This is a genomic window from Streptomyces sp. NPDC059696 (genome assembly GCF_042733745.1).
Lineage (GTDB): Bacteria > Actinomycetota > Actinomycetes > Streptomycetales > Streptomycetaceae > Streptomyces.
This window is the reverse complement of record NZ_JBHWFG010000010.1, coordinates 110619-125828: the sequence shown is the minus strand read 5'-3', so window position 1 is coordinate 125828 and position 15210 is coordinate 110619. Positions and strand designations below refer to the sequence as shown.

Sequence of the window (15210 nt, the reverse complement as noted above, 5' to 3'; positions counted from 1 at the left end):
CACGGCGCGCGGCGGTCGGGAACCGGTATCGGGTGCCGGTTCCCGACCGCCGCTCTCGTGGTGTCCGGGTCAGCCCGTCCACTCCACGGCGGCGTCCAGCAGCCAGTCCGTCAGGTAGCCGGCGAAGGAGGAGCGGACCAGCACCCAGAACCCGGCCTTCGGGTCGTCGCGGGCCACCAGGACGACCTGGGTGCGGCCCAGGGCCGTCTGGGCGCAGCGGCCCGGCCCGAAGACGCGCGGGTGCAGGTCGAGCGAGCAGCCGTGGGCCAGCAGGTCGCGGGCACGGGGGCCGGCGACGAGGAGCGTGGTGCGCTGCGCCGAGACGTCGACGACGGACACGGGCACGTCCCCGGCGGCCTCCCGGATCCGGTGCTCCAGTGCGCGCCGGCCGCCCGGCGGTCCGACGACGAGCCACTCGTCGGGGCCGAGCCACAGCGCGGTCAGGTCCCCGGCGCGGACGACGGTGCCGGGTTCGAGGGGCAGTTGCAGGCCCAGCGCCAGTCCCACGGCGTCCGCCGCCGTTCCCTTGGGGTCGAGGCGCACGTCGATCTGGGTCAGGAAGGGGAGTTCCGCCAGCCGGACGGCACCTCCGGAGGTGCGGGTCGCGGCGGCCAGCCGGTCCGCGGCGTGCGACAGGGGGCTGCGGAGCGGGGCGGTAAGGGCGGTGTCAGCCATCGCGGCGGGCTCCCTCGGGGTCGTAGAGGACGGGGCTCGCGACGGTCACCGGGACCAGCCGGTCACCGACGGGGGCGTAGAGGCGCTCCCCGATGCGCTCGCGTCCGCCCTTGACCAGCGCGAGCGCGAAGGTCCGGCCCAGGGCCGCGCTGCGGTAGCTGGACGTGACGTGGCCGAGCATCGGGACGGGAGGCGCGGGCAGCACGCTGTCGGCGACGAGGTGCGTGCCCTCGGGCAGGAACGTGCCCGGGTCCTCCGGGAGCAGACCGACCAGGTGCTTGCGGTCGGGGCGGACGGTGTCGGCACGGGCGAAGGAACGCTTGCCGATGAAGTCGGGCTTCTTCTTCGACACCGCCCAGCTCATGCCGAGGTCCTGCGGTGTCACGGTGCCGTCGGTGTCCTGGCCGACGATCGGATAGCCCTTCTCCGCGCGCAGGACGTGCATGGTCTCCGTGCCGTACGGGGTGATGCCGTACGGGGCGCCCGCCTCGTCCAGCGCCTCCCACAGGGCGAGCGCCTCCCACGGCGACACGTTGATCTCGTAGGCGAGTTCACCGGAGAAGCTGATGCGGCACACCCGGGCCTCGATGCCCGCGACGACGGTGTCCCGCCACGCCATGAACGGGAAGTCGTCCTGGGCGACGGCCAGTCGCGGCGCGAGGGTGCCGAGGACCTCGCGGGACTTCGGGCCCACCAGGGCGACGGTGGCCCACTGCTCGGTCACGGAGGTGCAGTGGACCTTCAGCTCGGGCCACTCCGTCTGGAGCCACTCCTCCATCCAGTCCAGCACGGCGGCGGCGTTGCCGGTGGTGGTGGTGACCAGGTAGCGGTCCTGGTCGAGGCGGATGACGGTGCCGTCGTCGAAGACCATCCCGTCCGGGCGGCACATCACGCCGTAGCGGATCATGCCGACCTTCAGGGTGCTCATCATGTTGGTGTAGAGCAGGTCGAGGAAGACGGCGGCGTCCGGGCCCTGCACGTCGATCTTGCCGAGAGTCGAGGCGTCCATGAAGGCGACGCCCCCACGGGCGGCGGCGCATTCGCGCAGCACGGCCGTCTCCATGTCCTCGCCGTCCCGCGGGTAGTACCAGGGCCGCTTCCACTGGCCGACGTTCTCGAAGAGAGCGCCCTGCGCGACATGCCACTCGTGCAGGGCGGTCGTGCGGACCGGATCGCTCAGCACGCCGCGGTCGCGGCCGGCGAGGGCGGCGAAGGAGACGGGGGTGTAAGGGGGCCGAAACGTGGTCGTGCCGAGTGCCGAGATGTCCACGCCGAGCAGTTCGGCGACGACGCCACTGGCCAGGACGCCGGACGTCTTGCCCTGGTCGTTGGCGGTGCCGGCCGTGGTGTAGCGCTTGGTGTGCTCCACCGAGCGCATTCCGGCGCCGGTCGCACGGGCGAGGTCGTCGACGGTGACGTCACGTTGGAGGTCGACGAAGCGCGGGGCGCCCTCCCGGCCCGGGACGGTGGAGACCCGCATGGGGGGCGTCTCGGGCTGCGCCGCCACTTGCGGCAGGCGGGGCGCCTCGGAGGTGTAGCCCTCGGCCTCGATCGCGCGGGCTCCGGCAGCCGCTCCCTGCGCGAGGACTCGGGCCAGGTCGAGGACGCCGCTCGCCGCGCCCGCGACCTCCACGGCCTGGCGGGAGGTGTCGGGTACGAAGCTGCCCAGCTCCTCGTCGAAGCGGAGCTTGCCGCCCGCCTGGCTGAACAGGTGCGCGACCGGGTTCCAGCCGCCGGACACCAGAAGCAGGTCGGCGGCGAACTCCCGTCGCCCCGCCGTCTCCCCGTACGGCGCGACGGTCACGGCGGTGAGACGGGGGGCGCCGTCCGTGGCGGTGACGGCGTGGCCCGTCAGCACCTCGATGCCGGCCCGGCGGGCGCGCTTCGCCCACTCCCCCGGCTCGGGACGGGTGTCGACCACGGCTTCGACGGCGACGCCCGCCGCGGCGAGGTCCAGCGCCACCGCGTAGGCGCTGTCGTTGGTGGTGAAGGCCACCGCGTGGCGGCCGGGCAGCACGCCGTGGCGGTTGACGTAGGTGCGGGCCGAAGCGGCCAGCATCACGCCGGGCCGGTCGTTGTCCGCGAAGGCCAGCGAGCGTTCGTGGGCGCCTGTGGCGAGGACGACGTGGCGGGCCCGGATGCGGTGGACGCGTTCCCGGGAGACCTTCTCGGGAGCCGCGGCGCCGAGGTGGTTGGTGCGGCGCTCGACGGCGAGCAGGTGGTTGTCGTCGTAGTAGCCGAAGACCGTGGTGCGGCGCAGGACGCGTACGTCGGGGGCGGCTTCCAGCCGGGCGGTCGTCTCGGCCACCCAGTTGGGGAGTTCGCCGGTGCCGAGGAGGCTGCCGCCGAGCTCCGGCTGGTCGTCGGCGAGGATGACGCGGGCGCCCGAGCGGGCGGCGGCCGCCGCCGCGGCGAGGCCGGCCGGGCCCGCGCCGACGACCAGGAGGTCGCAGTGGGTGTGCACGGCGTCGTAGCGGGCCGGGTCGGGTTCGGTGGCGAGGCGGCCCTGGCCGGGGAGGCTGGTTGCGACGAGGCCGTCGTAGAGCTCGACGGTGGTGGCCGGGAGCATGGGCTCGGGGAACGGTTCCTCGATCTGGACGACCGCGTTGGGTTCCTCGACGCCGGCCGAGAAGATGCCGCGCGGGCGGCCCCGTTTGATGCTGGTGCCGGTCTGGATGACGCCGTTGGCAAGGAGGGCGGAGGCGAGGGTGTCGCCCCTGTAGCCCTGGTACTCAGTGCCGTCGAAGGTGAAGGTCAGGGGTTCGTCGCGGGTGATTCGGCCGCGGGTGGGGTGACGGAACGGCTGGGTTGGTTCGCCCCCGCCGCCCCTACCCGTCCCATCGTGAAGGGGCTCCGCCCCTTCGACCCCGCTGGGGGCTGCGCCCCCAGGCCCCCCTTCGGCCTGAACGGCCTCGTCCTCAAACGCCGGACGGGCTGACCGCCGCCCGGTCGACGGCTCGACTCGCCCAGGCCCGGCGGCTGCTGATGTGGCCGAGCGTGCCTCAGAAGCAGCCGGGCGCTCCTCCCCCACCCTGTACACCGTCAGGATCTCGTTCGTCGATGTGTCCCGGACGGCGTTGAACCAGCGGCGGCAGCCCGCGGTGTGGCTCCAACGTTCGGCGAAGGGGCCCCGGGGGTTGTCGCGGAAGAAGAGGTAGCGGGCCCACTCCGCGTCGGTGAGGGACGCCGGGTCCTCCGGGTACGGCACATGGGCCTGGCCGCCGTAGTGGAACTCGGCCTCGTCGCGAGGTCCGCACCACGGGCACGGGATCAGCAGCATGGATCGGCTCCCAAAGCTTCCAGTGGTCCTAGTGGGCCACCGCGGCCGCGCCGTGCTCGTCGACGAGCGCGCCGGTGGTGAAACGGTCGAGCGAGAAGGGGGCGTTCAGCGGATGCGGTGTGTCGTGGGCGATGGTGTGGGCGTAGACCCAGCCGACGCCGGGTGTGGCCTTGAAACCGCCGGTACCCCAGCCGCAGTTGAGGTAGAGGTCGTCCACCGGGCTGAGCCCGACGATCGGTGAGGCGTCGGGGCTGACGTCGACGATGCCGCCCCAGGTGCGCAGGACGTGGGCGCGGGCGAAGACCGGGAAGAGTTCCAGGGCCGCGGCCATCTGCTCCTCGATGATGTGGAAGGCGCCGCGCTGGGTGTAGGAGTTGTAGGCGTCGATGCCCGCGCCCATGACCAGCTCGCCCTTGTGTGCCTGGCTGACGTAGACGTGGACCGCGTTGGACATGACGACGGTCGGGTGGACCGGTTCGAGCAGCTCCGACACGAGCGCCTGCAAGGGGTGGCTCTGCAAGGGGAGTTCGATGCCTGCCATGGCCGCCAGGACCGAGGTGTGGCCAGCCGAGCAGAGCGCGACCTTGCCGGCGGCGATCGGGCCCCGGGTGGTCCGGACTCCGACCACCCGGTTGCCGGCCAGGTCGAGGTCGGTGACCTCGCAGTTCTGGATGATGTCGATGCCGGCGGCGTCGGCGGAGCGGGCCAGGCCCCAGGCGACGTGGTCGTGCTTGGCGATGCCCGCACGGGGCTGGTAGGTGGCGCCGAGGACGGGGTAGCGCACGTCCGGGGAGATGTTGACGATCGGGCAGACGTCCTTGACGCCGTCCGCGTCGAGCCATGCGGCGTCCACGCCGTTGAGGCGGTTGGCCTCGACGCGTCGGACGCTGTCGCGGACGTCCTGGAGGCTGTGGGCGAGGTTCAGTACGCCGCGCTGGGAGAAGAGGATCGGGTAGTCGAGTTCGTCCGCGAGGCCTTCCCACAGCTTGAGGGCGTGCTCGTAGATGCCGGCGCTCTCGTCCCAGAGGTAGTTGGAGCGGATGATCGTGGTGTTGCGGGCCATGTTGCCGCCCGCCAGCCAGCCCTTCTCCAGCACGGCGACGTTGGTGATGCCGTGGTTCTTCGCCAGGTAGTGGGCGGTGGCCAGGCCGTGTCCGCCGCCGCCCACGACGACGACGTCGTAGGAACGCTTGGGCTCGGGGTTGCGCCACAGCCAGTCGGGGTGTTCCGGTAGCTCGGCGCCGGGGGTGCGGGGGTTCATCGGGCGTCTCCGTTGCCGGACAGGTGCGGGTAGAGCGGGTGTTTGGCGGCCAGGGCCTCGGTGCGGGCGCGCAGGGCGGTCACGTCCGGTCGGGGCTGGAGGGCGAAGGCGATGACGTCCGCGACCTCGGCGAAGTCCTCCTCGGTGAAGCCGCGGGTGGCCAGGGCGGGGGTGCCGATGCGCAGGCCCGAGGTGACCATGGGCGGGCGCGGGTCGAAGGGCACGGCGTTGCGGTTGACGGTGATGCCGATCCCGTGGAGCAGGTCCTCGGCCTGGCGGCCGTCCAGCTCGGAGTCGCGCAGGTCGACCAGGACGAGGTGGACGTCCGTGCCGCCGGTCAGGACCTTCACTCCGGCGGCTGCCGCGTCCGCCCGGGTGAGGCGTGCGGCGAGGATGCGGGAGCCGGCGAGTGTGCGGGCCTGGCGTTCGGCGAACTCCGGTGTCGCGGCGACCTTGAACGACACCGCCTTGGCGGCGATGACGTGCTCCAGGGGGCCACCCTGCATGCCGGGAAAGACCGCAGAGTTGATCTTCTTGGCGAGGTCGGCCTCGTGGGTGAGGATGACGCCGCCGCGCGGGCCGCCGAGGGTCTTGTGCGTGGTGGTGGTCGTGACGTGGGCGTGCGGTACGGGGCTCGGGTGCAGGGCTGCCGCCACCAGTCCGGCGAAGTGCGCCATGTCGACCATGAGCAGGGCGTCCACCTCGTCGGCGATCCTGCGGAAGGCCGCGAAGTCCAGCTGCCGGGGGTAGGCCGACCAGCCCGCGATGATCATCTTGGGGCGGTGTTCCTTGGCGAGCCGCTCGACCTCGTCCATGTCGACGAGGTGGTCCGCCTCGGACACGTGGTACGGCACGACGTCGAGCATCTTGCCGCTGTAGTTGATGCGCATGCCGTGCGTGAGGTGCCCGCCGTGTGCGAGGTCGAGGCCGAGGACGGTGTCGCCGGGCTGGAGCAGGGCGAAGAAGACGGCGGTGTTCGCCTGGGCGCCCGAGTGCGGCTGCACGTTGGCGAAGCCCGCGCCGAAGAGGGACTTGACGCGCTCGATGGCCAGCCGCTCGGTGACGTCGACGTGTTCGCAGCCGCCGTAGTAGCGGCGGCCGGGGTAGCCCTCGGCGTACTTGTTGGTCGCGACCGAACCCTGGGCCTCCATCACGGCGGAGGGCGCGAAGTTCTCGGAGGCGATCATCTCCAGGGTGGACTGCTGGCGGTGCAGTTCGGCGCGGAGTGCGGCGTGGACCTCGGGATCCAGCTCCGCCAGGGGGGTGTTCAGCGCGTTCATACGGCGTTCGCGTTCCTCTCGGCGGCCTCGACGACATGGGCGGACAACATGGCGCGGGTCAGGGGGCCCACGCCCCCGGGCACCGGCGCGAGCCAACCGGCGGCCTGGGCGGCGTCCGGATGGACCTGGGCGCAGTCCCGGTGCTCGCCTCCGACGTAGGCGTGGCTGCCCGGATCGTCACCGACCAGGACGGTGCCGAGGCCGGGAGCACGGCCGGTGAGGGCGGTCAGCTCGGCCACACGCTCGGCGAGTTCACGACGGATCGCGGCGGCGGTGGCCTCGCCGTCGAGGAGTTGTGCGGTCACCTGAAGAGCTCCTTCCGACAAGGGTCCGGCTTTGCGCCCCTGCAAGGGGCGCGGGGAACTGCGCGACAAGCCACGACGCACCCGCAGACGACGACTCAGCCACGCAATCGGGACATCGTCGGGTCGAACAGAGGCTCCTCAGCCACCACGGCCTCGACGGACTGGTCGAAGTACCCGATGTGCAGAACGGTCCCCGGAACGGTCAGCTCCACCGGCAGCCACGCATAGGCGATGCCCTTGCCGATCGTGTAGCCGTACGCGGCACTCGTGACGTACCCCACCGCACGCTGCCCGTCGTACACCGGCTCCTTGCCCATGACGACGGCCTTCGCGTCGTCGATCGTGAGGCAGGTCAGCTTCCGCCGGACATCGGCCCTGCGCCGCTCCAGCGCGGCCTTCCCGACGAAGTCGTCCTTGTCGGGCTTCACGGCGAAGCCGACACCGGCCTCGTACGGATCGTGTTCGTACGTCATGTCCGTGCCGAAGGAGCGGTAGCCCTTCTCCAGGCGGAGACTGTTGAAGGCTCCGCGCCCGGCCGCGATGCCGCCCAGCGGCTCGGCCGCCCGCCACAGCGTGTCCCACAACTTCTGTCCCAGGTCGGCGGTGGTGTAGAGCTCCCAGCCGAGCTCGCCGACGTAGGACAGGCGCATCGCGGTGACGGGCACGGAGCCGATGTGGGCACGTTTGGCGCGGAAGTACTTCAGGCCGGTCGCGGAGAAGTCGTCGTCGGTGAGGGGCTGGAGGACGTCGCGGGCGAGCGGCCCCCACAGTCCGACACAGCAGGTGCCTGGGGTGATGTCGCGGACCTGGACGGTGCCGTCGCCGGGAAGGTGGCGGGTGAACCAGTCGAGGTCCAGGTTGCCGTTGGCGCCGACCTGGAAGAGGTCGGGGGCGAGCCGGGCGACGGTGACGTCGCTGCGGATACCGCCGTCGTGGTCGAGGAGCAGCGTGTAGGTCACCGAGCCGACGGACTTGGCGACCTTGCCGGTGCACAGCCGCTCCAGGAACGCGCCGGCACCGCGCCCGCTGACCTCCAGTCGCTTGAGGGCCGTCATGTCGTACAGGGCGACGGTCTCCCGCGTGGTCTGGGCCTCGGCTGCGACGATGGGCGACCAGTACCGCGCGGCCCAGTCGTTGGGGGTGACGACGGAACGGCCCTCGACCAGGCCCGCGTTGGCCTCGTACCACTGTGGGCGTTCCCAGCCGTTCGCCTCCAGGAAGAAGGCGCCGAGCTCCTGCTGTCGGGTGTGGAACGGGCTGGTGCGGATCGGGCGCGGGTCCCCGGACGGCTGGAGGGGGTGCAGGATGTCGTAGACCTCGACGAAGTTCCGGCAGTCGCGGGCCAGCACGTACTCGGGCGAGAGCTGGTGCGGTTCAAAGCGGTTGACGTCGCACTCGTGCAGGTCGAAGGAGGAGCAGTAGCCGTCGACGAGCCACTCGGCCATGGCCCTTCCGACGCCCGCGGAGTGGGTGACCCAGACGGCCTCGGCGACCCAGAAGCCCTTGACGTCAGGGGATTCGCCGAGCAGGGGCAGGCCGTCGGTGGTGAAGGAGAACAGGCCGTTGATGCCTTCCTCGACCTTGGCGTCCTTCGTCGCCGGGAGCAGTGACTGCGTCTCGGTCCAGGCCTCCTCGAAGTCCTCCTCGGTGAACTTCAGGACGGAGGGCATCTCGTCGGACTCGTCCACGGAGAGGATGTCGTCGGCGGAGATCGGCATGGGGCGGTGGCCGTAGTAGCCGATGCCCAGGCCGTCGAAGCGGTCGCGGTAGTAGAGGTCGGCGTCCTGGTGGCGCAGGATCGGGCGGACCGCCTCCTGCGTCTGGCCGGCCAGCGCGGGGACCGGGCCCGTCCAGGCGAGCTGGTGGGCGAGCGGGGTGAGCGGGAGGTTCATGCCGGCCATACGGGCGATCTTCGGGCCCCAGATGCCGGCGCAGCACACGACGATGTCCGCGGGGATCTCGCCCTGGTCGGTCCGGACACCGGTCACCTCGCCCTCGGCCTGCAGGACGTCGAGGACTTCGTGGCAGGCGAGGCAGCGGACGCCGCGCTCGGTGGCCCGGCGGATCTGCGCCTCGACGGCGAGCACCGCCTTGGCGAGGCCGTCCGTCGGTACGTGGAGGCCGGCGAGGACCTTGTCCGGGTTGACGAGCGGGTGCTGTGCGACGCACTCCTCGGTGGTCAGCAGCCGGGACTCGATGCCCCAGGAGGCCAGCCAGCCGTGGCGTCGCTGGAGTTCGGTGACGCGCTCCGGGCTGGTGGCCACCTCCAGGCCGCCGACCTGGAGGAAGCAGGGCTGTCCGTCGACGTCGAGTGAGCAGAGCTTCTCGACGGTGTAACGGGCCATCTCGGTCATGGTCTTGGAGGAGTTGGTCTGGAAGACCAGGCCGGGGGCGTGCGACGACGAGCCCCCGGTGGCGGGCAGCGGGCCCTGGTCGACCACGGTCACTTCGGTCCAGCCGCGCGCGGAGATCTCGTCGGCGAGCGCTGCCCCCACGACGCCCGCTCCGATGATGACCACCCGGGGTCCCGCCATCGCCGCACCTCCGACGCTGAAAGCGATCCAGTTGCTGTCTACGCAACAAGGTTCAGGTTGCGCAACTCAATGTGCCCGTCGTGCATCGGCGTGTCAAGGGGTCCGCGACGCCGGAAACCCGCCTGGGGACTACGGGGAGGTATCAGCACAAAACGACGAGGCCCGGCAGGCTGACGACACAGCCTGCCGGGCCTCTGCGGCCGGACTCACACGGGCGTTCCCACGCCCTACTTGATCCAGGCGTCGACCTTGTCGCGATGGGCCTCGACCCACTTCTTCGCCGCGGCCTCGGGCGCCATCTTGTCCACCGCGATGTACTTGGCGACGGTGTTCTGGTCGTCGTTGGTCCAGGTGAAGTTCTTCACCAGGTCATAGGCGGGACTGCCCGACTTGGCGAACTTCGCGCTGACGATCTTGTCGAGTTCGTACACGGGGTAGTCACAGGCGACCTTCTCCGCGTCGGCGTCACAGCCCTCCTTGTACGCGGGGAGGCTGACCTTCTTCAGCGGCACCTCGGACAGGAACCACTGCGGCTCGTAGAAGTAGCCGATCACCCATTGCTTGTTCTTCTCGGCGTTGCGGTACGCCTGGATGAGCGCGGTCTCGCTGCCCGCGTACACCACCTTGAAGTCCAGCTCGAGGTTCTTCACCAGCGCCTCGTCGTTGGTGACGTACGAGGGGTCGCCGTCGAGGAGTTGGCCCTTGCCGCCCGACTCCGAGGTCTTGAACTTCGACGCGTACTTGTCGAGGTTCTTCCAGTCGGTGATCTCGGGGTGCGCCTTCGCCAGCCACGGCGGCACGTACCAGCCGATGAGGCCCTTGTTGCCGGTCGGCCCGGCCTCGACGGCGGTCTTCTGGTCGGTGATGTACTTCTTCTTCAGATCGTCGTGGCCCCAGTTCTCCACGACGGCGTCGACCTCGCCCGTCCCGAAGCCCTGCCAGGCGATCTCCTCCTTGAGGTCTTTCTGCTCGACCTTGCAGCCCAGGTCGTGTTCGGCGACGTAGGCGAGGACCGCCGCGTTCGCCTCGTAGCCCACCCACGGGTTGATCGCGAGGTTGAAGGTGCCGCACGTGCCCGAACTGCCCGAGCCGGCCGCGCTGTCGTCGCCGACCTTCGCGCCGCCGCAGGCCGTGAGGGTGAGGCCGAGGACGGCCAGTCCGGCCGCGCCGGCTCTGAAGTGTCGTGCCATGGTGAGGTGCTCCTTATGCCCCGGCGCGGCGAGCCGCTGCCTGAGTGATCCGGTCGAACATGACTCCGAGCAGGACGATGGCGAGTCCGGCCGCCAGTCCCTTGCCGTACAGCTGGCCCTGCGAGAACCCGGCCACGACGTCGTAGCCGAGGGCGCCCGCTCCCACCAGGCCGCCCACCACGACCATCGACAGCACGTAGATGAGGCCCTGGTTGGTGGCGAGGGTCAGGGCTCGGCGTGACAGCGGCAGCTGGACCTTGGTGATGATCTGCCAGGTGTTGCATCCGGTGGACGTGGCCGCTTCGACGGTGGTCGCGGGCACGGCCCGCACGCCGTCGGCGATGATCTTGATGGCGACGGGTGCCGCGTAGACGATCGCGGCGACGATGGCCGTGAACCGTGTCGCGCCGAACAGCGCGAGGAACGGCACGAGATAGACGAACGGCGGCATGACCTGGGCCGCGTCCAGGGAGGGCCTGAGCAGCCGGTCGACGAGCGCGCTACGGCCCATCCACACCCCGAGGACGACGCCGAGCAGCATCACGAGCACGGTCGCCACCGCGGTGGACGCCAGGGTCGTCATGGCGTCCGACCACACACCGGTGCCGATCAGCAGGCCCGCGCACACCGCGGTGGTGACCCCGGCGCGCCATCCGCCGAGCACCGTGCCGAGCGCGACCAGGGCGGCACCCACGAGCCACCACGGGGAGTCGGTCAGCAGGGCCTGGAAGGGGTTGAGCAGGCCGTTGGTGAGGGCGTCCCGGAAGGCGTTGGTCAGGCCCGACAGGTGGTCCTGTGCCCAGGTGGTCACATCGGTCGCCGCCCTGGCGATGGTGCTTCCGGTGCTGCCCTCGCCGGGGAACTCGGCCGCCCACAGATACGTGTGCGACAGGTACACCAGGGCGAGGGCCGTCACTCCCCCGGCCACCAGCAGGTGCCTGCGCCACTTCAGGAAGGGACTGTCCGACTTCCGTACCGTGTCCGCCCGTCCGCCGGCGGCGGTGGTGACCCGGTCCAGCACGATGGCCATGACGACGATGGCGAGTCCGGCGTTGAAGGCCGTGCCGACGTCCAGTGACTGCAGGGCCTGGACGACGGTCGCTCCGAGGCCGGGCGCGTTGATCAGGGCCGCGATGGTCACCATGGCCAGGGCGGCCATGATGGTCTGGTTGACGCCCATCACCACGGTCCGTCGGGACATCGGCAGCAGCACCTTCAGCAGTGCCTGGCGCCGTGTCGCGCCCATCGAGTCCGCCGCCTCGACGGTGGTCTCGGGAACCGAGCGGATGGCGTGGGCGGTGATGCGGATCGCGGGTGGTGCCGCGTAGATGGCCGTCGCGATGGTGGCGGAGGCCGGGCCGATCAGGAAGAACAGGGTCAGGGGCGCCAGATAGACGAAGGTGGGCATGGTCTGCATGAAGTCCAGGAACGGCGTCACGATCCGGTTGACCCGGTCGGACAGTCCGGCCCACACCCCCAGGGGAAGGGCGAACAGCAACGCCACGCACACCGCCGAGAGGGTCAGGGCCAGCGTGTCCATGCTCTCCTGCCAGAGCCCTTGCATGCCCAGGAAGGTGAAACCGGTGACGGCCAGCAGCGCGACCCGCCAGTTGCCCACGGCCCAGGAGACGTAGCCGGCGATGCCCACGACGCCCAGCCAGCCGATCTGCGGAACCGGACGGCCCGCGGTGGGCTGCGATATCAGCTCCTGGACGAAGGTCACCAGGGTGTCGATGACCAGGCGGATCTCGTTGAAGAAGTAGAGGAAGAGCGGGTTGGAGTTGCGGTTCGCGCCGATGGAGTCGTTGACGTCGTTGAACCACCGGTGCAGGTCGGTCAGATCGGCCGCGGCGAGGGAGAGGGTCTGCCTGCCGCGCAGCACGGCGAAGAGGACGAGCCAGACGACCAGGATCGCGGCGATGACCGTCGAGCGGCCGACCGCGGGCGCGCGCCGGGCGGGAGCGGGGGGCTCCTCGTTCCCCGTTCTCTGTGGTCGCTGCGTCTGCTGTACGGCGACGGTCATCACGCGTCGCCTTCCTGCCCGGCGACCACGGCGAGGATCTCGTCGTCGCCGACGATGCCGAGCAGCTTGCCGTCCGCGACGACCTTGACCGGTTTGTCGGCCGCGAGCACCGCCCGGGTGGCCTCCTTCACGACGACGTCCGGGCCCAGTTCGGGGCCGTCCAGGGGGTCGTCCGGCTCCGCGGGGCGCATGATCCACCGCAGGGTCAGCACGTCGCCGCGGGGCACGTCCCTGACGAAGTCGCGTACGTAGTCGTCCGCGGGGGCGCCGACGAGTTCGTCGCCGGTGCCGCACTGGACCGTCTTGCCGTCGCGCATGATGAGGATGCGGTCGCCCAGGCGCAGCGCCTCGGACAGGTCGTGGGTGATGAACACCATCGTCTTGCCGACCTCGTGGTGCAGGCGGACGACCTCGTTCTGCATGTCGCGGCGGATCAGCGGGTCGAGCGCCGAGAACGGCTCGTCGAAGAGGAGGACGTCGGGGTCTCCGGCCAGGGCGCGGGCGAGGCCCACGCGCTGCTGCATGCCGCCGGAGAGCTGGTCGGGGTAGGAGCTCTCGTAGCCCGAGAGGCCGACGAGTTCGACGACCTCCAGTGCGCGCTTGGTGCGCTCGGCCCTGCTCATGCCGCGGATCTCCAGGCCGAACGCCACGTTGTCGACGACCCGGCGGTGCGGCAGCAGCCCGAAGTGCTGGAAGACCATGGAGAACTTGCTGCGGCGCAGCTCGCGCAGGCGGCTTGCGTCCGCGTCGCGGATGTCCTCGCCCTCGAACAGGATCTCTCCTGCGGTGGGTTCGACGAGCCGGGTCAGACAGCGCACCAGGGTGGACTTGCCGGAGCCGGACAGGCCCATCACGACGAACACCTCGCCGGGCGCGACGTCGAAGCTCACATCGCGCACGGCGGCCGTGCACCCGGTGCGGTCCATCAGTTCGCGCCGGGTGAGTCCGCGCAGTTCCTCGGAGCCGGGCACCTGGGCCGCCTTCGGCCCGAACACCTTCCACAGCTCGCGTACGGAGATGACGGGAGTGGGCGCCGCGTCCTGGGGGGTGTCGCGCCGCCGCGGCGCCTCGGTCGTTGCTGGGGTCATGTTCGACCTCTTTTCGGCGTTCAGCCGCGGAACCAGTGCTGCGGCCGGGGTTGGATGTTCTGCCAGATGTGTTTGGGCTCCCGGTACTCATCCAGGCCGGTGGGTCCGAGCTCCCGGCCCACGCCGGAGTGCCCGAACCCGCCCCACTCCGCCTGCGGCACATAGGGGTGGTAGTCGTTGATCCACACGGTGCCGTGGCGCAGCCGGCGGGCGACCCGCTGGGCCTTGCCGGCGTCCTGCGTCCAGACGGCGCCGGCGAGTCCGTACGCGGTGTCGTTGGCGATGCGGACCGCGTCGTCCTCGTCGGTGAAGCGCTCCACGGTGAGGACGGGTCCGAAGGACTCCTCGTGCACCACGCGCATGTCCTGACCGCACGCGTCGAGCACGGTCGGCGGGTAGTAGTGGCCGCCGGCCAGCGCCGGGTCGTCGGGGCGTGCGCCGCCGCAGCGCAGGACGGCGCCCTCGGCGAGTCCGGCCGCGACGTACGCCTCGACCTTCGCCAGGTGCTGGGCGGAGATCAGCGGGCCGGTGTCGGCGTGCGGGTCGAAGGGGCCGCCGAGGCGGATCCGCCGGGCGCGGCAGACCACCTCGTCGACGAACCGGTCGTGCAGCGCGTCCTCGACGATCAGCCGTGCACCGGCCGAGCAGACCTGGCCCGAATGCAGGAAGACGGCCGTGAGCGCGAAGTCCACGGCCGTCTCGAAGTCGGCGTCGGCGAAGACGACGTTGGGGTTCTTGCCGCCGAGTTCCAGTGCGACCTTCTTCACGGTCGCGGCGGCGGTGGCCATGATGCGTCTGCCGGTGTCCGGACCGCCGGTGAAGGAGACCATGTCGACGGCAGGGTCCTCCGCGAGCGGTGCTCCCACCTCGGGCCCGGCTCCCAGGACGAGATTGGCGGCGCCGGCCGGAAGTCCCGCCTCCGCCAGGGCCTTCATCAGCAGGATCGAGGTGGAGGGGGTGAGTTCGCTGGGTTTGAGGACGATCGTGTCGCCCGCGAGGATGGCCGGGGCGACCTTCCAACTCGCCTGCAGCAGCGGATAGTTCCAGGGCGTGATCAGTGCGCACACGCCGATCGGTTCGTACACGACGCGACTGACGGCGTCGTCACGGCCGGTGTCGATCACCCGGCCCGCGCCGGTGCCGCCCAGCCCCCCGTAGTAGCGGAAGCAGGAGACGACATCGGCGATGTCGTACTCGCTCTCCACCAGCCGCTTGCCGGTGTCCAGGGATTCGGCGCGGGCGAACGCCTTGGCGTCGCGTTCGAGGATGTCGGCGGTGCGCAGCAGGAGCGCTCCGCGCTCGCGCTCGGGGGTGCGCGGCCAGGGGCCCGCGTCGAAGGCCCGCCGGGCCGCGGCGACGGCCGCCTCGGCGTCGGTGCGGGTACCTTCGGAGACGGTCGCGGAGAGGGTGCCGTCGGCGGGGCAGTGGATGTCCCGGCGGCCTCCGGCCACGGGGTCCCGCCATTCGCCGTCCACGTACAGGTCTGCCACGTCGGGGCCCTTCGAGCGAATCGCGTTGCGCATCACGCACCGCATTGCTTGTGGTGGAACACTCTGGAGAAGGCGGGATCGCAC

9 protein-coding genes and 2 pseudogenes are annotated in these 15210 nt (G+C 71.0%); all 11 read right to left on the bottom strand.

Annotated features, from left to right (window positions below):
- Positions 1-69 precede the first annotated feature (69 nt).
- A complete protein-coding gene (locus tag ACFV20_RS13750; RefSeq protein WP_385655906.1) occupies positions 70-675 on the bottom strand; it encodes a sarcosine oxidase subunit gamma in 606 nt (201 codons plus the stop codon).
- Positions 668-3955: a sarcosine oxidase subunit alpha family protein gene (locus tag ACFV20_RS13745; protein ID WP_385655904.1), complete on the bottom strand. Its 3288-nt coding sequence runs from the start codon at positions 3953-3955 to the stop codon at positions 668-670. Before ACFV20_RS13745 ends, ACFV20_RS13750 begins: the two co-directional genes overlap by 8 nt.
- Before the next feature lie 28 nt (positions 3956-3983).
- Positions 3984-5216, bottom strand: a complete 1233-nt coding sequence (locus ACFV20_RS13740) for a sarcosine oxidase subunit beta family protein (protein WP_385655902.1) — start codon at positions 5214-5216, stop codon at positions 3984-3986.
- Complete coding sequence (gene glyA, locus ACFV20_RS13735; RefSeq protein WP_385655900.1) at positions 5213-6496, bottom strand: serine hydroxymethyltransferase; 1284 nt, start codon at positions 6494-6496, stop codon at positions 5213-5215. The genes ACFV20_RS13740 and glyA overlap by 4 nt, the downstream gene beginning before the upstream one ends.
- Positions 6493-6603, bottom strand: a pseudogene (locus ACFV20_RS13730) (bifunctional methylenetetrahydrofolate dehydrogenase/methenyltetrahydrofolate cyclohydrolase); the annotation flags it as partial. The pseudogene ACFV20_RS13730 and the gene glyA, both read right to left, overlap by 4 nt.
- 15 nt (positions 6604-6618) lie before the next feature.
- Positions 6619-6801: pseudogene (locus ACFV20_RS13725) on the bottom strand (tetrahydrofolate dehydrogenase/cyclohydrolase catalytic domain-containing protein); the annotation flags it as partial.
- A 95-nt stretch (positions 6802-6896) separates the two neighbouring features.
- Complete coding sequence (locus ACFV20_RS13720; RefSeq protein WP_385655898.1) at positions 6897-9335, bottom strand: FAD-dependent oxidoreductase; 2439 nt, start codon at positions 9333-9335, stop codon at positions 6897-6899.
- A gap of 227 nt (positions 9336-9562) precedes the next feature.
- Positions 9563-10525: an ABC transporter substrate-binding protein gene (locus ACFV20_RS13715; protein WP_385655896.1), complete on the bottom strand. Its 963-nt coding sequence runs from the start codon at positions 10523-10525 to the stop codon at positions 9563-9565.
- A gap of 13 nt (positions 10526-10538) precedes the next feature.
- Positions 10539-12548, bottom strand: a complete 2010-nt coding sequence (locus tag ACFV20_RS13710) for an ABC transporter permease (protein WP_385655894.1) — start codon at positions 12546-12548, stop codon at positions 10539-10541.
- Positions 12548-13636, bottom strand: a complete 1089-nt coding sequence (locus ACFV20_RS13705) for a glycine betaine/L-proline ABC transporter ATP-binding protein (RefSeq protein WP_385655893.1) — start codon at positions 13634-13636, stop codon at positions 12548-12550. Before ACFV20_RS13705 ends, ACFV20_RS13710 begins: the two co-directional genes overlap by 1 nt.
- Before the next feature lie 20 nt (positions 13637-13656).
- The gene (locus ACFV20_RS13700) at positions 13657-15126 is read right to left on the bottom strand and encodes an aldehyde dehydrogenase family protein (protein ID WP_385655892.1); all 1470 of its coding nucleotides are present in this window, start codon (positions 15124-15126) and stop codon (positions 13657-13659) included.
- Positions 15127-15210 lie beyond the last annotated feature (84 nt).